Source organism: Paenibacillus tundrae, assembly GCF_036884255.1.
Taxonomy (GTDB): domain Bacteria; phylum Bacillota; class Bacilli; order Paenibacillales; family Paenibacillaceae; genus Paenibacillus.
Genome location: NZ_CP145605.1, coordinates 2,787,120 through 2,806,266, shown reverse-complemented (window position 1 = coordinate 2,806,266; position 19,147 = coordinate 2,787,120). Strand labels below are relative to the sequence as shown.

Annotated in this window: 16 protein-coding genes; 4 read left to right on the top strand and 12 right to left on the bottom strand. The window is 42.9% G+C overall.

The window, feature by feature from the left end; translation table 11 throughout:
* Positions 1 to 100: 100 nt before the first annotated feature.
* The 7 genes from V6W81_RS12720 to V6W81_RS12690 form a co-directional block, all read right to left on the bottom strand.
* Entirely contained in the window at positions 101 to 1,702 is a 1,602-nt protein-coding gene (locus V6W81_RS12720) for an extracellular solute-binding protein (RefSeq protein WP_338543538.1), read from the bottom strand.
* Between the two features lie 468 nt (positions 1,703 to 2,170).
* Positions 2,171 to 4,411, bottom strand: a complete 2,241-nt coding sequence (locus tag V6W81_RS12715) for a helix-turn-helix domain-containing protein (protein WP_338543537.1) — start codon at positions 4,409 to 4,411, stop codon at positions 2,171 to 2,173.
* A 96-nt stretch (positions 4,412 to 4,507) separates the two neighbouring features.
* Positions 4,508 to 5,719: an MFS transporter gene (locus tag V6W81_RS12710; RefSeq protein ID WP_338543536.1), complete on the bottom strand. Its 1,212-nt coding sequence runs from the start codon at positions 5,717 to 5,719 to the stop codon at positions 4,508 to 4,510.
* 134 nt (positions 5,720 to 5,853) lie between these two features.
* Positions 5,854 to 6,930 (bottom strand): ROK family protein, encoded by a 1,077-nt coding sequence (locus V6W81_RS12705; protein ID WP_338543535.1) that lies wholly within the window; start codon positions 6,928 to 6,930, stop codon positions 5,854 to 5,856.
* A gap of 36 nt (positions 6,931 to 6,966) precedes the next feature.
* On the bottom strand, positions 6,967 to 8,160 hold the full coding sequence (locus V6W81_RS12700) for an ROK family transcriptional regulator (protein ID WP_338543534.1): 1,194 nt from the start codon (positions 8,158 to 8,160) through the stop codon (positions 6,967 to 6,969).
* A gap of 191 nt (positions 8,161 to 8,351) precedes the next feature.
* Positions 8,352 to 9,935 carry a hypothetical protein gene (locus V6W81_RS12695; RefSeq protein ID WP_338543533.1) on the bottom strand — a complete coding sequence of 528 codons (1,584 nt, stop codon included), beginning with the start codon at positions 9,933 to 9,935 and terminating at the stop codon, positions 8,352 to 8,354.
* 165 nt (positions 9,936 to 10,100) lie between these two features.
* Positions 10,101 to 10,940 carry a YitT family protein gene (locus tag V6W81_RS12690; protein WP_338543995.1) on the bottom strand — a complete coding sequence of 280 codons (840 nt, stop codon included), beginning with the start codon at positions 10,938 to 10,940 and terminating at the stop codon, positions 10,101 to 10,103.
* Between the two features lie 391 nt (positions 10,941 to 11,331).
* Between V6W81_RS12690 and V6W81_RS12685 the strand changes: the two genes are divergently transcribed.
* The 3 genes from V6W81_RS12685 to V6W81_RS12675 all read left to right on the top strand — a co-directional run bounded on the left by V6W81_RS12685 (position 11,332) and on the right by V6W81_RS12675 (position 14,267).
* Positions 11,332 to 12,390: a fatty acid desaturase gene (locus V6W81_RS12685; protein ID WP_338543531.1), complete on the top strand. Its 1,059-nt coding sequence runs from the start codon at positions 11,332 to 11,334 to the stop codon at positions 12,388 to 12,390.
* A 132-nt stretch (positions 12,391 to 12,522) separates the two neighbouring features.
* Positions 12,523 to 13,671: a sensor histidine kinase gene (locus V6W81_RS12680; protein WP_338543994.1), complete on the top strand. Its 1,149-nt coding sequence runs from the start codon at positions 12,523 to 12,525 to the stop codon at positions 13,669 to 13,671.
* A complete protein-coding gene (locus tag V6W81_RS12675) occupies positions 13,668 to 14,267 on the top strand; it encodes a response regulator transcription factor (protein ID WP_128102469.1) in 600 nt (199 codons plus the stop codon). The genes V6W81_RS12680 and V6W81_RS12675 overlap by 4 nt, the downstream gene beginning before the upstream one ends.
* A 145-nt stretch (positions 14,268 to 14,412) precedes the next feature.
* Here V6W81_RS12675 and V6W81_RS12670 read toward each other — a convergent pair whose 3' ends face one another.
* The 3 genes from V6W81_RS12670 to V6W81_RS12660 form a co-directional block, all read right to left on the bottom strand.
* The gene (locus V6W81_RS12670; RefSeq protein ID WP_338543528.1) at positions 14,413 to 15,339 is read right to left on the bottom strand and encodes a hypothetical protein; all 927 of its coding nucleotides are present in this window, start codon (positions 15,337 to 15,339) and stop codon (positions 14,413 to 14,415) included.
* 56 nt (positions 15,340 to 15,395) lie between these two features.
* A complete protein-coding gene (locus tag V6W81_RS12665; protein ID WP_145048444.1) occupies positions 15,396 to 16,133 on the bottom strand; it encodes a polysaccharide deacetylase family protein in 738 nt (245 codons plus the stop codon).
* Between the two features lie 392 nt (positions 16,134 to 16,525).
* On the bottom strand, positions 16,526 to 17,029 hold the full coding sequence (locus V6W81_RS12660) for a ferritin (RefSeq protein ID WP_056692344.1): 504 nt from the start codon (positions 17,027 to 17,029) through the stop codon (positions 16,526 to 16,528).
* A 171-nt stretch (positions 17,030 to 17,200) separates the two neighbouring features.
* Between V6W81_RS12660 and V6W81_RS12655 the strand changes: the two genes are divergently transcribed.
* A complete protein-coding gene (locus V6W81_RS12655) occupies positions 17,201 to 18,460 on the top strand; it encodes an amino acid permease (protein WP_338543526.1) in 1,260 nt (419 codons plus the stop codon).
* Between the two features lie 60 nt (positions 18,461 to 18,520).
* Here V6W81_RS12655 and V6W81_RS12650 read toward each other — a convergent pair whose 3' ends face one another.
* Positions 18,521 to 18,640 (bottom strand): hypothetical protein, encoded by a 120-nt coding sequence (locus V6W81_RS12650; RefSeq protein ID WP_056692350.1) that lies wholly within the window; start codon positions 18,638 to 18,640, stop codon positions 18,521 to 18,523.
* Positions 18,641 to 18,735: 95 nt separating this feature from the next.
* Positions 18,736 to 18,996: a YolD-like family protein gene (locus tag V6W81_RS12645; protein WP_145048441.1), complete on the bottom strand. Its 261-nt coding sequence runs from the start codon at positions 18,994 to 18,996 to the stop codon at positions 18,736 to 18,738.
* Between the last annotated feature and the right edge of the window lie 151 nt (positions 18,997 to 19,147).

Here is a 19,147-nt window from a genome sequence, read left to right as displayed (position 1 = left end):
TCAGACATGTTCCGGAAAGTCAGCATCTTGTGGGAACACCGCTCTCCGGATCCGTGCCTCTATCATTCTTCATCTATATCTCAGTCGTAATATGCTCGAATTATTTCATCTCGTTGTAGGCTGCTGTACGCTCGTCCAGAATAGCCTGACCACCACTTGCCATATAATCCTTCATCATATTCTCATACGTCGCTTCAAAATCGGCCGGCTTAGCAATGGTTGTTTTTACGATAAACTCCTGGAACTTATCTCTTAGTCCATTGCCATACTTCGCTTCAGCTTCAATAGGTTTAGGGAAACGTACGGGCTGGATCGTATCGATGTTCGAGATCGCTACTGATTTACGCATATCATCACGATACTTCGACTCCACCTGAACAACATAGGCTTCTTCATTTTTCTTATCGTCTCCAACGTACTTCCCGTTAACGATAATGGCGATGTCACCTGCATTGTAGATCCGACCGGAGATTTCTGGTGAAGCGTCGTCTTTGATCAACGGCACACCATCTACGAGCTCATAGTTCTCATTTTCAACACCGAATTGCAGATCGAACAGATTGTTGCCCGAAGCCATCCAATCCAGATATTTCATTGCATTTTCTGCATTCTGGCTTGATTTTGGGATCATGACATACATCGCATTGGGTGCGTATGCTGGTTTAGCAAACTTACCTTCTGAGTTTTGGAATGCATCGATCGGTGTCATGACAGCATCAGACTGATTGGTTTGCAGGTTCTTGTAAGTGCCGGAGATATAGATTTCCCCTGCATCTTCAGAGTAAAAACCAACTTTCCCGTTCGATACATCCTCCCACAGCTTCTTCTTGTCTTTGTCGAGCCCAAAGTCTTTGCTCATCAATCCTTCGTTATAGAGTGTATTCATATATTGAAGACCTTCTTTGAAACCAGGTAACAGTGTTGGATAATCATTAGAACCGAGTTGTTGGGTTAATGTATACCGCTGTTCTTCGGTCAATGGTTCAATGAAAGACCAGAGTAACGGCTCATACTGTGCAGAGGCAATGGACATCCCGAAGGGAATCAGGCTCGACCCCATATTGCCTGGATCTTTTTCTTTGAATGCCTTCAACGTTGCGTGCAATTCTTCTGCCGTTTGCGGAGCAGGCAAGCCTAACTTGTCTAACCAGTCCTGACGAACATAAGAAGCGTATTTACCCAACACTAGACGTTTGCCTGGAACTGCGAACTGCTGACCATCATATTGACCGTAAGCCAGCGTTTCATCTCCAAGTAGCTTCTTCAGATTTGTACCATGCTGATCAATCAGTTCCGTAAGCTCTGTTAGCCCGCCTTGTTGAGCGTAACGATTGAACGTGCCCGAATCGTACGTGAATACAATATCAGGAACTTCTGAGCCACTCGCCATCAGAACATTAAGCTTCTGTACTTCCTCGGAGCGTGGAACCGGAACGAATTGAACATCAATATTATTCGGTGTGCCGAACTTCTCTTGAATGAATCGGGTTAGATAACTATCTGAGATGGTGTAACCCGCTGGTGTATTACCACGGTCAAATATTTCTACTTTTAACGTTGTTTTAGCCCCCGCGCCTGTTCCTCCTGTTGACGATGCGGATTCACTCCCTGACGAACACGCGGATAATAATAGAGTGAAGGCTGTTACCACTGCAAGAACCGAACTAGACTTTTTACCCCAACGTTTTTGTAATAACTTCATCTGACCTTTCCCCTTTCGCACACACTCTGATTAGATTCACAGCAATGACATGCCAACTCGGATGTCCACTCCCCGTTTGTTGCACCTGTGAATGTCACTAATTATTACATCGAAATCATGAAAAGCACAATAAACTATTTTCAAATGTAAGCAAACGCTTCCAAATGGTATTTTAGCAGTGAAAATAAACTGAAATCCTGCAAATATACATTTTTCTCGTTTTATATGTAATATGTATGTTCATTAAATTAACTTGTAACGTTATTAATATGTAATACATCAAGGCATATAATATTTATCTTTTCCTATTTGGTTTAGCCTAAATGGATTTATTTCCATAAAAAATGACCACCTTCACCCGTGGTCTCCATTGTCCAAGATGTACATTGTAAGTACATCTTGGTTTATATTAAGTTTAATCTCATATCTGTCCTCGTTAACGTATCAGCGGCATAGCCTGGAAAGACCTTAGCTTTCATGTTTACCCTGTTGCTTACGGTAATCGCCAGGAGTAACCCCTGTAATCCGTTTGAAAACTCTCCCGAACGAAATGGCGTTTGCATATCCCACCTGCTGTGCAATGTCTTGAACGGTTGTATCGGACGAGGTCAGCAGTCGGCATGCCTTTTCAACTCGCAACTTCATTAGAAAATCAACAAATTTCATATCAAATTCTTCTTTGAACAGATAACTTGCATACTTGCCGGAGATTTGAAAACGATCACTAAGATGTTTAAGAGACAGATCAGGATCATCAAAATGTTCTTCAATATAGGTTCGCAGCTCATTAATCATTGCTCGATGGCTCTTCGTCTCATGAACAGACACATAGTTCCGATAGAGCTCTTTCAGCCAGCCTAATAAAATCTCTCGGATATGAACTAACGTATCTGCCTGCTGAATCTCGCTGCGCAGTGTATTTAGAACTTCCTCATTAAACTGACCCTGTAATCGTTCAGACCAATCACCAAATTCACGCGATAACATCTGTATTAGAGCCTGAAGCATCATACGAATCTCATTATCCTGGATCTGATCCTCACTAAAGGCAATAAACATTTCGTCCAATTGTACACGCCAACCATCACCGGTTAACCTGAATTCTCGAACAATGTCAGCCAGCATTTGCAAATACCTGTAGGATTGCAGCTCCGCACGATCTGGCAATTGCTCACTTAACACGATGGCATCTTTCCCCAAGGTCAGTCGATGCTGTAAGCCCGCGTCCGCACTTGTATACGATTGCGCAATCTGCTCCCATCCCGCAACAGTGCGTCCAATCCCGAACGTAAATCGAATGCGGAAATGTTCCGCGATCCACATATGTAGCTGTTTCGCCAGCTCCATCAGCATCTCTCGGTCTAACCCTCCCCTCTCATCCGAGGTAATGACCACAACGAGTTTACGATTGCCAAACCACTCGGCCCATGCACCTAGGTTGGGCTCGTTGTGTACAAGCTCCTCCACGACATTCATGATTGCGAGTTTCAATATACTCTGATTTGATGACAGATCCTCACTATTCATCTCAGCAATCAATACTGCAACGCTTGCAGGTTCCATGAAACGTTCATCAAGTGGCCCCAGGTGACGCAGTCTTTGGCGAAACGAATCCATTCGTTCGCCTTCCATCAGATCGACGAGTAGCTGCCTACGGTGAATAAGCAGGTTTTCATGGTGCTGCTTCTCATAATCCACCGTCTGCGTGATAAGATGTTCCAACGCCCGATCAATGAGAGCCAATTCATCCTTAACCGAAGGTGTTGCTTCATCTTCTTCTACACGTGGTTGCAACGCCTGAATTCGGTTCATCATCAACTGAATGGGTTTATAATTCCGGCGAGTAATATAGATAATCCCAGCGATAGCGCCAACAATAGTAAGTACTCCGATGCCAATCCACACATAAGAGATTAAGGATACCCAAGCATACAATTGCCCGGATTGAACACCACTCTCAAAGACTAAGCCAAGATTGTCAGCAGACACCCGATTCAGAACTTCACCAACAGAGCCATCTGTTGCATGTGTCTTATAAATGATACGGTCACTGGGATCTTTTATCTGAATAAAAGATAATTGTTCATTCGTCATAGCTTCAATCTGACGCTCTACCGCATACATTTTTACTGAAATAACGAGTAAACCTTCACCACCCCACGGCAGAGGTAACCACTTATTCATGCTAATGACCTGGGTTGGCGTATCGAATGAACGTTCTTTATAATCTCGGGGCAGATTCCAATTCAGATTTTGGCGACTGTTCAACGATTGCTTGATATATTCACGATCTTCGAAGTCCTCCACACGAACCAAACCTCTTGAGGTCAAAATCTGAGAATCAGACGTGCGATACAGGTAAATGGATTGGATCATATCCTGTTGATCCGTCTTTTGGGCTAGTCCACTTGCAGCATCGTAAATAAATTGTGTTGATTGTTGTCCTTGACCCGCTTCTAGAAAGCGACTATATAGCTTATTCGAGCCGATGTCTTCAAGTAAACGAAGTTCGATATCCCCCAGTTGGCGTTCCAATGTATCCACAATATAACGTGTTGAGATCAGATCAGCTTTTTTGGTTTCGTTGCGTGAGAGTTCATTCACGATCAGGAAGGAGAGAAAAATCAAGACGGAGATTGTCAGCAAAAAAATAGGAAAATACGAATATAACAGTTTAGAATACCAGTTCCGTTTCCAATGTATTTTCAAAAGCATCCTCTCCTTCCACCTCATGCTCTAATTACAAATTTAGAACATGCTTCTGACCGCTGGTTTGGCTCCATTGTTGAGCTCTCTTCCTCTACATCAGTTCAACGATTGTTGAGTGCTGGCCTGTCTGCTAACGAAAAACAAAATAAATGCTCCCAGCGCAGCGCTGATTGTACAAGCCAAATACATAAGTGAAGGCCCACCTAAATCTAATAAATAACCATTTAACATGTTGCCTACAATACCACCAAGTCCTGCGAATACCATATTAAATAGGCTTTGACCTGTCGCTTGCATTTCCCGTCCTGTAACGGAAGCTACATATTCAACGGCTGCGATATAAAAGAACCCAAAAGATAGCCCATGTAATACTTGAATTCCGATCATTACTTCGGGTGTTGGCCAGAGCCATTGTATTCCCCAACGAAGCATATAAGCGCCTGCAGCCAATAACATGGTTCGTTCATGTCCCCATTTTCGGAGAATAAATGCAGCAGCGAGCATTGATGGCACATTCGTTATAGAGGCTAGGAGCAGTGCTGTGCCTGTCATAGCAACAGATCCACCTGCCATTTGAAATGAAATTACAAAAAAGGAGTTAAACGCCGTTAGCGTTTGATTTACTAGGAAACAGCCGATTAAAAATAGAAGGAATGTTCGGTTACGCAACAATCTTGCTAATCCTACGGAGAAGGTCACCGAGGAAGAAGAAATACTGGTTTGCCGGGGAAGTGTGCTGGCCAGAATGGCGCTTAGCACATTAAATACTAGAAAGGGCAGCCATAACATATGAATGGAGAATTGGGAGAGATATATCCCGGCTGCAGATCCTCCAAGCCCTGTTCCTAAACTTCCAAACAATCGAATCATACCATAGGAAGTATTGGCTGCCTTAGCTGCGGTAACTGCATAAGAGTCAGCAACAGGGATCTGAGTCACTTGAAATATAGTGCATAAAGTATAAATCAATATTAATATAATGTACACTTCAATATTGTAGAAGTACGCTAACAACGCAGGAACTAGCAAACTTAACACTAACACAAAGCGAGTTTTTTTAAACTTATCTACCATAATCCCCCATATCGGTTGAAGGATTATGGATATAAGTGTGCCAAACGCCATAATAAATCCGGTCTCTTTACTAGAGAAGCCTTGTGCAACCAAGATCGGATTAATATAGGGATTGAATATCCCTCCAGCAAGCCCCATAAACAAATATAGACCCTGCAGTTTCATTAAAACATGCCTTGCTTCGTTGGAATCGGCTTTTTCTTTCTCTCTGTATGCCTTCATATGTCTTCTCATCCGGATCTCCATCCTTTAATCCTGTAATGGCATCTCTTTCTGTATAAATTGTATATAAGTTCAACCTAAGAACGCTTATCTAACCACTCCAATGATAGAATAACATTCCATTTGCTGCTAATTAGATTCATTTCTTATCGTTGTTGCAGTCTCAGACGGATGGCTGCCAATGCACCAAAGGCACCTGCCGTATTACCCAGTTCTGCAACCACGATCTCTATAGCCAGTGCGGTATATCGACTTAGACGGCTGCGAAGCTCATTTAAGTAATAATCGGGATTCGAAGCAGCTACTCCGCCGCCTACAACAATAATGGATGGATTAAGTAATGCGACGATATTAGCCAACCCTCTCGCCATATATTGTAAGGGTAGCGCCAGAATCTCAAGAGCAGCTGCATCCCCAGCTTCAGCAGCTTTGAATACATGCCGAGCCTCAATCTGGCTTATGTCTCCATCAGCGAGACTATGAAGTAACGAGTGTGTATTACCAGATCCATCTGTGAAATAACGCCTTGCGTGTTGCGTAATGCCTGTGCCTGACGTGTTCAGTTCAAACGCACCAAATGTATCTGAGGATGCCTTGTATTGATGATCAATGCCCTCGTCTCCAACAATAAAATGCCCTATTTCTCCTGCCGCTCCATCTTGTCCACTATATAATTGTCCGTTAAGAATAAGTGCAGAACCAATTCCTGTCCCCACCGTCACCATCACACAATGTCGATGTCCCTGGGCTGCTCCACGATCGAATTCTCCCATGGCTGCCATATTCACATCGTTATCGAGATAAACTTCTCCTTCAAAATATGTAGCAATCACAGGTCTGATATCTTCTTCTGCCCACTGGAACACTGGCGCACTGCGAAGAATTCCTTCATCATTAAGGATAACACCTGGAAAGCCCATCCCTATTCCAGCTACCAATCCTATTTCAATTCCACTATCTCTGCAGAATTTTGATACTTCATCAAATAACCACTTAAAAAATGCATCCGGTTGCTCTGCCGCAGAGGTTGGAATCTTCCGCTCCCGTACTTCGCTGCCTGGTTTTTCTGATGACAATAACATCAATGTTTTGGTACCACCAATATCAATTCCCATGATCCAACGATCTAAAGCATCAGCTTGATCATGGGAACGTACTGGCTTTGATGCGCGAAGAGGTTCTTCGAGTCTATTCCCTTCGGCGTTACCGTCAAAATTATTCATTCTCTGTCCCTACCTCTCGTCCTTGTTGTTTGTCCATCATTGGTCTGACTCGTGTTGCAGCTTTAGCATGGTTTGCTGTAGCGCAATATGCACCGCTCCAGTCACAACTGCCCGTTCACCAAGCTTGGAGCAGATTAATTCAGGTTGAACAGGAAATTGTTCGTTCATCATCTCTTGCAGGTGAGGCAGCAACACATCTCCATTACCTCCGATCCCTCCACCAAGTACAATTAAATGTGGTGCAAGAAACACGCTGATATTCCGCAATGCTAATGCCAGCATCTGGCAGTACTTTTTGATGACCTTCACAGCATAGCTGTTACCCTGACGAGCCGCTTCGAACAACTTCTCGGGAGTCAGTTGACTACGCAGCTCTATGATCCTTGGGTCGTTATGCTGAAGCTGAGCTTCATCGAGTAGATTGGCAGCCATGTCTATCAAACCGCCAGCAGACAGAACGTCCTCTAATCTTCGACCCTCCTGCATCATCTCGGCTACTTCTCCAGTTAGCCCTCTCATGCCACGCAGTAATTGACCATTCACCATAATACCCGCACCAGTGCCCACGCCAAGAGAAATAAATACAAACAGTTCTGAATCGGATGCTGCCCCATCCCTGTATTCCCCTAACGCAGCTAGATTGACGTCATTATCCAAGATCACTTCACAGGGAAAAGTGGCGGATAGGGATTCCAGGGACAACGCTTGTTCTAGCTCAGCTAGAGGGTCTACAATCCGACTGATCTCTCCAGAGCCAGGCAGAACAACACCAGGAATACCAAACCCTATACACTGAATCTCGTTCCAGTTCAGATGATTCTGCCGCAATAGTTCATCCATATGCTTCCGAACAGTCTGGAGTAATTGTTCCCTTTGCCCAGGCTCTGACTGCTGAATAGACATCGGATAGGTTTGGTAATCTAAGATCTCTCCATTCAGGTTAGATAGAGCTATGCGAATTCGGGTAGCTCCGATATCAACCCCGCAGATGTAATAGGCTAGTTCATTGAAACGAATGAGCGTGGCTTTGCGTCCTTGTGCATTATCTGCTCTTCCCGTTTCCAACACGAGATTTCGTGTAATTAGATGTTCTACTGCCGACGATACCGTAGGTTTGCTCAGTCCGGTCTGCCGGCTGATATCCGCTCTAGACAACATCCCATGAGCAATCAGTGCATCAAGAATTAGATTCTCGTTCAGATTGCGTATGTATTGCGGTGTACCAGCCACCTGAATCACCTCCTTATCATAGTTAGTTAAGTTTATTAACTAATTGTATTCAATATAGCATCGGGATTGGGGTGTGTACAGCGTTGTGTTAGGTATTTAGATAGGGATTTTAACCAAGCTCATACAACTATTTTCCATAAAAATAAACCAACACGATGGCAATTAACCCGACATGTTGGTTTGTCTAACGATCACACATTTAAAAAGTGTTTCCATTCATCTATCAAGTCTTTCAAGCTTTTATTGTATACACGTTCAATCTCATCTACATTAGTATACACATGTAAAAATTTATCTTTGCCATATGTAGCAATCAAATATTGCACAAACGAACCTGCTTTATTGTATTCGTCGAGGTCTTCAGTGAATCCATATGATTTGGAGTGGAACTTGTAGGAATCAAAGCGGTTTGCCCAGCCTTCTTCTACGAATGACATTGCAGCATTTACATGTAATAACTCCATGAGATTAAATTCACTCGAAGGCATATATGGCGTTTTGGTAAACCTTTCATACATTTTAATGACCGTCATATCCACTAAATCTTCATTTTTTCTTTGGTAAGAAGACTCCAGATCCTGCTTAAATTTGTTATACACATATTGCTTGTAGTTTGCTTCAAACTCATACATCACGTACTCAGCAATCCCTTCGGTAAATGGATAAAATGGTGAATACAACTCCTTCTTGAAGGTAAGTGCGTGAACTGCTTCATGAACGGCTTTATAGGGTGGAAGCTTATACACTTGAAACAGTTCAATTTCAAAGTCATCATTGCTGCGATATATTCGTCCTCCGTAATCAATGGAAGGATGTGGGTCGGGATGCATCACAATTGATAACGGACGTTCCAGCCCATAACCCAACCACTCTTCCACATATCGTATACCTAACTCCATATAATTCTGATATTCTTCAATCTGCTGAGGTTCCCAATTCGCTTGTTTATATTTTGTTTTTAGCTTCTCCGTATGAACTTCAAACCAGACATCATTATATGAGTAGAAATAACGATAACGAGAGTCCATATGAAGGTAAGGGGTTTCCATCAATTCACTCCAATTTTGTTCTAGAACCGTTTGTATGTCTGCCCCTTCCTGCATGAACAGATCTACAACATGTTTAAGCTCACCTTTTTGTGCAAGGTGTTGAACATATAACAATGCGACTTGGTGACCCACTCGAACTAAATTTTCATCCAAATATCCAGGAATAACCCACGCATCCCCGTAGTCAGGTAGACTCATAGGCTTTGCATTGTATATGATGTTTTTGAAAGAGTTCAGTACATCAGACTGACCTAGAATCTTAGAAGAATCGTTCTCTTCATCACGTTGCCAATACAGTTCCAGACCTATACATAACCATGCAGGTAATTGATAATCACTTAAGTTGCTTACTATCGCTCCAATCGAAGGTTCAGAATCCTTAGACAAAACAATCCTATTTAAATGACCATCATTTAATGGCTTTTCGTTATTAGCATTAACATATATCTTAATTTCTTTTTCTTGACGCGGGAGATCAAGATGTTTCTTGGCAAGTTCAATGACACGTTCATTTTTATTGACAAGTGCATTGTTATACGATTCATCATTTGATGAAAAATAGTAAATAGCTCTCTCTGTCCTTGTCTTAGATACATAGCCAAAGGTGGAATCGATAGAATCTACCGGCTCGAAGCTGAATTTTTGAGAAGGTTCTTTCGATTGGAAGAATATTAGTGAAACAGATGCTATACACACCAAAATGATAGCTGAAGCAACGATTATCACGCTACGTTTCGTTATGTTGCATATCCCCTTTCGTTATCAATTAAGATTAAATTATACAGATATATGTAAATTAGTCTGTGATTTATTACGATCTTCTGTATCTCACAATAGAAAAAGCTGTAGTGTATAGACACCACAGCTCTCACTTATTTTCATTTTAATTCATTATGATTTAGACAATTCAATAAATCCTTCACCAAATACGTCACGTACATCGTGAATCGTAATAAAAGCAATTTCGTCCTCTGCACGTACAATTTTCTTCAACATGGATACCTCTTGTTTACTAATAACAATATAGAGGATTTCTTTTGGGTTTTTCGTATAATAACCATGCCCGGACAAAACAGTAACCCCGCGATCCATCTTCTCAATCACTTGCTTGGCAATCGCATCCTGTTTGGTCGAAATAATCGTGACCGCTTTTTTCGGATTCAAACCTTCAATAATGAACTCCATCGTTTTGGTACCTACAAAGAGCATCACGATCGTGCACATCAATCCTTGTGGTCCTATAATGAAGAAAGACGAGAACGCTACAATCAGATCGAAGAACAACAACCCGTAACTAATATTCCAGTCCAAGTACTTATTAGCCAGACGAGCTAATATTACAGTACCGGCTGTAGTTCCCCCTACTCTTACAATCAATCCAATCCCTAGACCGGCAAATAATCCACCAAAAATCGTATTAATCCAGAGCTCATGCGAATCAATCGTCCAGTTCTCAGTTAAATGTAGAAATAACGAGTTAAATACAACGGCAACAATCGTATATATCGTCGTTGTTCTATCCAGAAATTTATAACCGACAATTAATAATACCCCATTAAGTAGCAAGTTCATTAAGCCAGGTGACCACTCAAAGAGATAATACAAAATAATCGTAATCCCTGTTACGCCACCCTCAGCCAGATCATTCGGGATGACAAACAGGTTAACAGCCAGCGCAAATAGAAATGCACCCGCCATAATAAATAAAATATCCGTTATTCTTTTTTTCATCATGCACTCCATCCAATCCATCAAAAATTCAACCTATACTTCCAATCTCATAAGTTGTCATGATTTACTCCAAAATAGATTCTACCATGTCACCGCCAAAATTTGTATACAAAATACAAACTGTTGCACAAATTGTACAAAGGATTTTAATAATATGTTTGTTCCCCGCCATACAAAGCTTTTACATCCTATCTGTATATGATAAATGTCATGGTTGATCCTTGATATTTATCATGATGAAGCATGACATTTATGACTTACTGTCACGCGCTGATTCTCTTACAATAATAAAAACGCTTCCCATACAGATTGTAACGGGAGACGAGGATTGCAACTTAAAGCCCGAGTTCATACTCGTGAAGTTGTAATGATTGAAGGAGGACATTCGCTAATGAGCAAAACGAAAGAAATGGCGTTAAAAAAAGAAGTCACCCCTTATGAAAAAAACAATCTCAAATTAAGTATCCAACAAATGATTAATACGTTGATCCCATTATTATTGCTATGGGCTGCAGCATATTATAGCTTATCCATATCCTACTGGCTGACGTTACCGATCGCTCTCGTAGCCTCAGGATTTGTACTCCGAACGTTTATCATTTTCCATGACTGCTGCCATGGTTCATTCTTCAAAAGCAAACGTGCAAACGACATTTTGGGAACCATTACGGGTGTAGTGACCCTGACACCTTATCTGCAATGGAAAAACGAGCACTCTATTCACCACGCTACCAGCAGTAATCTGGATAAACGCGGTGTAGGTGATATATGGATTATGACTGTGGAGGAATACCAAGCTGCTTCTCCTTGGGTTCGCTTGTTCTATCGTGTTTATCGCAATCCACTTGTGATGTTTGGCATTGGTCCCTTCTATGTGTTCCTCGTTGCTTACCGATTTAATCGTAAGGCAGCAAGGCGCAAAGAACGCATCAATACACACCTTACAACTGTACTGATCATTGGTCTTTATGCATTCATGTGTTGGCTGATTGGCTGGCAGGCTTTTGTCTTGGTACAGACACCTGTTTTCTTCTTCTCTGGTTTCTTCGGCATCTGGTTGTTCTACGTGCAACATCAGTTTGAAGAAACTTACTTCGAGCATGAAGATGAGTGGAGTTATGTCAAAGCTGCTGTGGAAGGAAGCTCGTACTACAAACTACCCAAACTGCTTCAATGGATCAGCGGTAACATCGGTTTCCACCATGTGCATCACCTGAGTCCTCGTGTACCGAACTATTATCTGGAAGAGGCGCATAATTCAACACCACCTTTGCAAAAAGCGACGACAATTACTTTACGTTCAAGTCTAGCTGCTTTGCGATTCCGCCTGTGGGATGAAGAATCTAAGCAATTTATTAGTTTCAAACAGATCAAGAGTCTTCCCCGCAAGCCTTATGCTCAACCAACGATTCGTGTAACTAACCAAGCGGGTCTGACAGAGAAGCCTTAACTCTGTCGGATTCGTTTTCTTGTATTCAAGCCAAAGTCGTGCTACAGTCAGGCTAAGTTTGAGTACACTATAGACGCTGTTCAATAATCAGTGTGTTGTGCAGTGCCTTATAGTTCAAGGAGGAGAATTTCCATTCAGAAGTGGTCGCAACTTTTTTATAAAAACACGGGATTAAACCCCTATGTATGGCTTGTTTTCTTCATTCTGCCGTTCTATTATATTTCCCAATATTCTAAGTTGTGGACTTTAGTTACAGGGATTGTCATCATCCTGGTGTTCTTTGTATGTTATCTACTCGCCTTCATCACTAAGGGCTGGCAGGTCTACATGTGGATCGGACTTTTAATTGCCATTTCCATTACGATGACTATCGCTTATGACTATGCTTATTTCTCTTTGTTTCTTGCTTTCTTTATTGGAAATATTAAAAATAAAGCGGGATTCATTACACTATATTCGGTCAATCTAGGAACCAGTTTTCTGACGATTAATTACGGCTTTATCAATCAAAGCTCATTGCTGCTTAGTCAATTTCCGTTTGTCTTCATCTGTCTCATGGCCTCTATCCTACTTCCGGTAAGTACGTATAACAAAAATAAACGTGAACAATTGGAAGGCCAATTGGAAAATGCCAATAAACGTTTAGATGATCTAGTCAAAATGGAAGAACGCCAACGGATCGCACGTGATCTGCATGATACCCTTGGACAAAAGCTTTCCTTAATCGGCCTCAAATCCGATTTGGCGAAACGTCTGCTCCGTATGAATCCAGATCAAGCTGAAATTGAATTGAATGATCTGAGGCAGACGGCAAGCACAGCCCTCAAGGAAGTGCGTGAGATGGTTACAACGATGCGCGGCACTCAGTTGGTTGACGAATTATTCCGAGCCGAGCAAATTCTCAAGGCGGCCTCCATTGATTTTGTATTGGAAGGCAATCCTAAATTGCAGGATACCTCTCAGCTTAACGAAAATGTGCTGGGCATGTGTCTGAAGGAAGCTGTTACGAATGTGGTTAAGCATAGTCAGGCAACGGAATGTACCATCCGTCTTCAAGAGACCCCTTCAGCCAACATTCTGACGGTTCAGGATAATGGCGTAGGTATAGAACGAACACGTAAACAGGATCGGCGCGGTACTGGCATCTTAGGCATGAAAGAACGTTTAGAATTCGTCAATGGCTGTCTGGATATTCAATCTGGAGAGGACATGGAAGGAACACGCATTGCCATCCAAGTACCGAAACTGGTTCGCAAACCGATAAAGGAGGAAGAGCAATGATCCGTATCGTAATCGCCGAAGATCAGCGTATGATGTTAGGCGCCTTATCTTCCCTGCTCAATCTGGAGGAGGATATGGAGGTTGTCGGACAAGCGGGCAATGGTCAAGAAGCCCTTGGTCTTGTTCAAGAACTGAAACCGGATATCTGTCTGATGGATATCGAGATGCCTGTCAAAAGCGGTCTGGAAGCCGCTGAAGAAATGAAAGGTCTGAACTGTAAAGTTATTATCCTGACGACGTTTGCGCGAACCGGCTACTTTGAACGTGCTTTGAAAGGCGGCGTCCGTGGTTATCTACTGAAAGATAGTCCAATTGAGGAGCTGGCTGAAGCCATCCGCCAAGTTATGAACGGACGACGTATCTTTGCACCCGATTTGGTGGACGAGGCATATGTAGAAGAGAATCCACTAACCGAACGTGAGCACGCTGTACTTGGTCTGATGGCAGATGGGAAGAATACCAAGGAAATTGCAGGTCATTTATTTATAACAACAGGAACGGTACGCAACTATATTTCCATTATTCTTAACAAACTGAATGCAAGCAACCGCATTGAAGCCATTACTCGATCCAAGGAAAAGGGATGGTTTAAATGAAAGCACCGCTTCAACCCATTAAAAACAAAATAAAAGCTTGGCAGGAAATCGGGTTAGTCCCCTAATTCCTGCCAAGCTTTTTTTTATGGCTTTTCTGATTACAAGCATTCTTACCCATGCCTTTTAGGATACCTGAGTAACGATCTTATTTCACAGATGCCACAATACCTAGTGCTTCATTAGGTACCAAAGAAGTCTTCAATTGGTGAATCTGCTGACCATTCTGCCATGAAATAACGACATTCACCGATTTCCCGCCACTCGGATAATTCACGCTAACGAATCCCTTGTCTTTTGGAGCTGGTAAGGTATGTGTCTCTAGATATTCCACCATCTTCTTCGCAATGCCAGGATTGTTCATGTTATCCTCTGATACAGAGCGGATCTGTAGTGTCCATCTACCTTCCATCCACGTCAAATACTGGCTGCCAGCTGCACCTTCGACCATGCCCTTGATACCGTGACCAAGATCAACTGTCATCTCTTGCGGAATGTTGTTCAGATCCGTTTCAGGGAAAATTCCTGTGGAATCTGGATCCTTGTAAGTCTTGACTTCGTAGGATGCCAGCGGTGTTAGACCACTACTGGAGGAAAGCGATGAATCATTAACGGGTAGAGCCTTATCCGTAGCATAAAAGTTAACTTGAAAATCAGCAGCCGTATTCGTCTCGATATATGCTCCCAAGTGTTTGCCTTTTTCTAAGTTGAATGCCGTTGGCACTACTACATTTTTCATTTTCGCTTGAGAACGTACTTCCTTCACCACATCGCTAATGCCAGCTTCATACTGTGTAGTCCCTGTGCTTCCAGTCTTCGTTCCTAATGTCTCTGTATCAGATGTAGTAGAAACATCTCCACTAGAAGTAGAATTGTTACTCGTTGCTCCCCCCGCATCTCCTTGACTAGCCGCCGGAGCCGTGCTGTTATTTCCTGAGCCTACTTGTTCCCCAGCGGTTGTTGAAGATGTCTGCTCTGCTGCCGATGTATTGGTGTCTTGACCTCCGCATCCTGCAAGCGCAAGAAGAACTGCTGTCGTAACAGGAATAATGACCCATCGTTTTTGTTTTCTCATGTTGTGTTCCTCCTCTAATCCGTTGGTGAATGTCATTCCTTAAAGGTTAGTATGTCTTATCGTTTGTCATTCCAGAAGTTCACCGGTTGCACACTCTTGTTCAATACTTCAAATTGGTACCCCTCGGATTTGAGGGTTTGCAACACTTTCGGTAACACCTTCAAAGTCGCCTCCTGATCGTGCATCAGCACAATTGGAGTTGTTCCACTCTTTTGCACCGTATGAATCTGCTTCATTACACTGTTGTATACTCTCTGATGGTCTTTCTTGTATTTCCAATCCTCGGAGTCTACATTCCAATCCCACATATGAAATCCACCCTGTGCAAGCATTACATTTCGATATGGAGCTTTCATATATGGCTTACTGCCATAGGGTGTACGTACCAAACTTGTTTTGACACCAGCCACTTTATTCAAACTGACGTTGGCCTGTTGCATTTCTTTCAGAGCAGTATAAGGTGTTTTGTAAAACTTGCCCGGAACATGTGTTACGCCATGAAGACCTAAGCCATGCCCGTCAGCAACGATACGCTTCGTCGCTTTTGGATAAGTTTCCATGTGAGGGCCGAGCATGAAGAACGTTGCCTTTGCATGATATTGATCGAGAATATCTAAGAGCTGACCCGTATGTGCCGTTGGCCCATCGTCGAACGTTAGATATATGATTTTGCTGTTAGCCTTAGCTCCGTTATCCTTCGAAGAAGCTTTGGCAGAAACCGACTGTGGTAGAAGTAATGGAATAATAAGTAGAATAGCAAGTGCGGTGATCCATGATCTGCGGATATGTAACATAAATTGAAGTCTCCCTTGTGTCTTGTATTTCCCCGGGTGTCGAAATTTCTCTCACTGCATCCCTTGGCGATTAACACCAATTCTATCAAGAAAGATGCCTATCAATCTCGCTTTAAATGCTACGTTCGAGTTACACTTTTGTCAGATTAACCGAAAAAATAAAACGAAAATGATAGATTTGAGTTGAATAATGCCCTGCAGGATAAATAAATAATTACATATTATTCTATTAACCTAATTTGACCCATTTGATAGACTCAGTAAAATTAAATTAGAACACAACGCAAAGAAGCCTGCATAGCGCAGGCCTCTTGTATGTAAATCTATGTTTGCTCAAGCTCAGACGGATTCATATCATTCCCACATCACTTGAGCCAAATGTGCCGAACCATTCACTCTGCTGGAGCTGTAAATGAGCGTTTAGCAAATTCAGCATCTAGCATATAGAATGCATTGCTGTCTTTCTCGATACGACGAAGCTTTTGAATGATATTGTCAAACAACGCCTCTTCTTCCACCTGCTCATCAATGAACCATTTCAGGAAGTACATTGTTGCGTGTTCACGCTCGTTCAATGCAATGTCCGCCAAGTTGTAGAACTTTTTCGTGTTTTGTTGTTCATGTGCATAACCATGTTCGAATACATCCAACATGGAAGAATACTCATTCTTCGGTTCAGGCAATGCCGCAAGTGTTGCACGTTGTCCACGGTCATTCAAGAACTTGTAGATTTTCATACCATGAAAACGTTCCTCTTCTGCTTGTACAATGAAGAAGTTAGCAAAACCGTCTAGACTTTTGCTGGAACAGTATGCAGCCATTGCAAGATATACATGAGCTGAATAAAACTCGAAATTCATCTGTTCATTCAGCGCTTCTGTCAGTTCTTTACTCATCGTGAATACACCTCTTACTTTCTCTCGGGATGTTCCTATCTTACCATATTGTGCATAGGACTAACATTGTTTTTCTACAAAATTCGTCAATGACTAGACGCTGGTTTCTCCTATATAATGTCATAGTTACATGTTCACTATTCCCACCTAGAAAGCAGGTACATCTCTCTTATGCAATCACCAACCGAGCTCAAAAAAACCATTGGTATGCCACAAGCTGTTGCACTGTATGTTAGTGCCGTACTCGGTTCGGGTGTCTTAATTGTCCCTGGCCTTGCTGCTGATCTAGCTGGACCGGCTTCGCTATTAGCCTGGGGAGGGATGGTTCTGCTTATCCTTCCACTCGCATTGTCCATGGGTCTTCTCTCCGCCCGTTATCCGAATGCAGGCGGTGTGTCCCATTTCGTTACACTTGCTTTTGGCTCACGGGCAGGAACGATGATCGGCTGGTTTTTCCTCATGTCCGTGCCCATCGGTGCTCCAGTCGCTTCATTAACCGGTGCAGGCTATATGACGGCTGCTCTTGGACTGGGTGAAGGTGCTCGTATCGCCATTGCAGCCATAATGTTAACGGTAGGGCTCCTCATTAACATCATCGGTATGCAGCTCGCCGGCAAAGTTCAAATCGGCGTTGTCATCGCAATTGTCGCCGTACTCATCATGACCTTTATTCTCGCTGTGCCTCATCTGGATTCCAATCATTTTAAACCCTTTGTGCCCCATGGGTGGATAAGTGTAGGACAAGCAGGAGCCATACTATTCTGGTGCTTCATCGGCTGGGAGGCTGTATCTCATCTCTCTGAGGAGTTCACCGATCCCCGAAAGGCCGCGATCAAAGGTGTGACCATAGCCGCCATTGTGGTCGGCATACTCTATTTCCTAACGGCTCTTGCCACAGTAGGTACTCGGAGTTATCTGCATGGAGGAGCAGACGTTTCTCTTGTGTGGATTATTAGTCAAGCGCTTGGCTCTTGGGGGAGCTTAATCGCAGGTTTAACGGGAGTATTTATCTGCACAGCTACGGTCATCGCTTATACCGGTGCTGCTTCCCGCGTGGCATTTGCACTAGCGAGACAAGGCGCTGCACCGCAATGGTTAAATCGTCTATCGAATCGTTTCCATACGCCAATTGCAGCACTCGGTTTTCTGGCCATTTGTTTTATCCTCGTTCTCGGCATTTATGGGTCGGGACTGGTTTCCTTGACCACATTGATCCAGCTTCCGAACGCAACCTTTATCCTATCCTATCTCGGAGGTTGCGCAGCAGGGATTCGATTACTTAGAGGCAATCGTACTGGAGTCGTCATAAGTTGGGTCTCTTTCATCGCTACAGCGATCATTTTTCCTTTTGCTGGCTGGGCGGTATTATATCCGGTAGTTATCATCATTCTCTATGGGCTGCTTAGTCGTAATCGAAAGGTAATCCAATAAATCCAGTATACAAAAAAAGCTCTGCCTCGGCGGCAGAGCTTACTTCATTCCATTATGCAATTATACCAAGAACGCTTTGGAGATGATAACCAACAGGATGAACAGAACCAAAATGGCACCTACAGAAGTGAAACCTCCGTATCCGTAGCCTCTAGTGTCTCCACCTAATACTTCGCTCATTGACCGTACCTCCTCTGCAACAGGTATGGGTTATCTTATGCAGGATGGAGGGTTTTGACAAGGCGAATATCCCTAATTTTAAATGTTGGGCTATTTTACATAAACCTGGGTGAATCTACACGCATAATATCCAAGAAAGGAACCTTAGCCATAAACTCCTCTTCGGTATGCTCTACATGCACCAGCCTTGTACGTGAATCAAGCTTGACAATAACGCCTCGAACCTGCTCTTCCTTCCCCCATACCGTCAACAATACCTCTGAACGCTCATGGTAGGCTTCGACCAATTGATTGCCTAGCTCCTCAAGTTCAAATTCATCCCGCGTGGGTCTCTTTGCAACCTTTGCTTTTGCCAAAATACGACCTCCTCTACAACTAATCCGGTATCCCGATCCGCAGGGTAATTACTGCAGGCATATTCAATTAGTATACCATTCATTTACGCTCGTGTAATGTTTTGGCGAAGATTCGAAGGTTACAAATGTTGAACAAGTTCTGGAAGCAAGC

Excerpts from the sequence above, each read along its gene's own strand:
- V6W81_RS12720 (WP_338543538.1), bottom strand. The coding sequence starts at position 1,702 with ATGAAGTTATTACAAAAACGTTGGGGTAAAAAGTCTAGTTCGGTTCTT.
- V6W81_RS12710 (WP_338543536.1), bottom strand. The coding sequence starts at position 5,719 with ATGAGAAGACATATGAAGGCATACAGAGAGAAAGAAAAAGCCGATTCC.
- V6W81_RS12705 (WP_338543535.1), bottom strand. The coding sequence starts at position 6,930 with ATGAATAATTTTGACGGTAACGCCGAAGGGAATAGACTCGAAGAACCT.
- V6W81_RS12690 (WP_338543995.1), bottom strand. The coding sequence starts at position 10,940 with ATGAAAAAAAGAATAACGGATATTTTATTTATTATGGCGGGTGCATTT.
- V6W81_RS12685 (WP_338543531.1), top strand. The coding sequence starts at position 11,332 with ATGAGCAAAACGAAAGAAATGGCGTTAAAAAAAGAAGTCACCCCTTAT.
- V6W81_RS12675 (WP_128102469.1), top strand. The coding sequence starts at position 13,668 with ATGATCCGTATCGTAATCGCCGAAGATCAGCGTATGATGTTAGGCGCC.
- V6W81_RS12670 (WP_338543528.1), bottom strand. The coding sequence starts at position 15,339 with ATGAGAAAACAAAAACGATGGGTCATTATTCCTGTTACGACAGCAGTT.
- V6W81_RS12665 (WP_145048444.1), bottom strand. The coding sequence starts at position 16,133 with ATGTTACATATCCGCAGATCATGGATCACCGCACTTGCTATTCTACTT.
- V6W81_RS12660 (WP_056692344.1), bottom strand. The coding sequence starts at position 17,029 with ATGAGTAAAGAACTGACAGAAGCGCTGAATGAACAGATGAATTTCGAG.
- V6W81_RS12655 (WP_338543526.1), top strand. The coding sequence starts at position 17,201 with ATGCAATCACCAACCGAGCTCAAAAAAACCATTGGTATGCCACAAGCT.
- V6W81_RS12650 (WP_056692350.1), bottom strand. The coding sequence starts at position 18,640 with ATGAGCGAAGTATTAGGTGGAGACACTAGAGGCTACGGATACGGAGGT.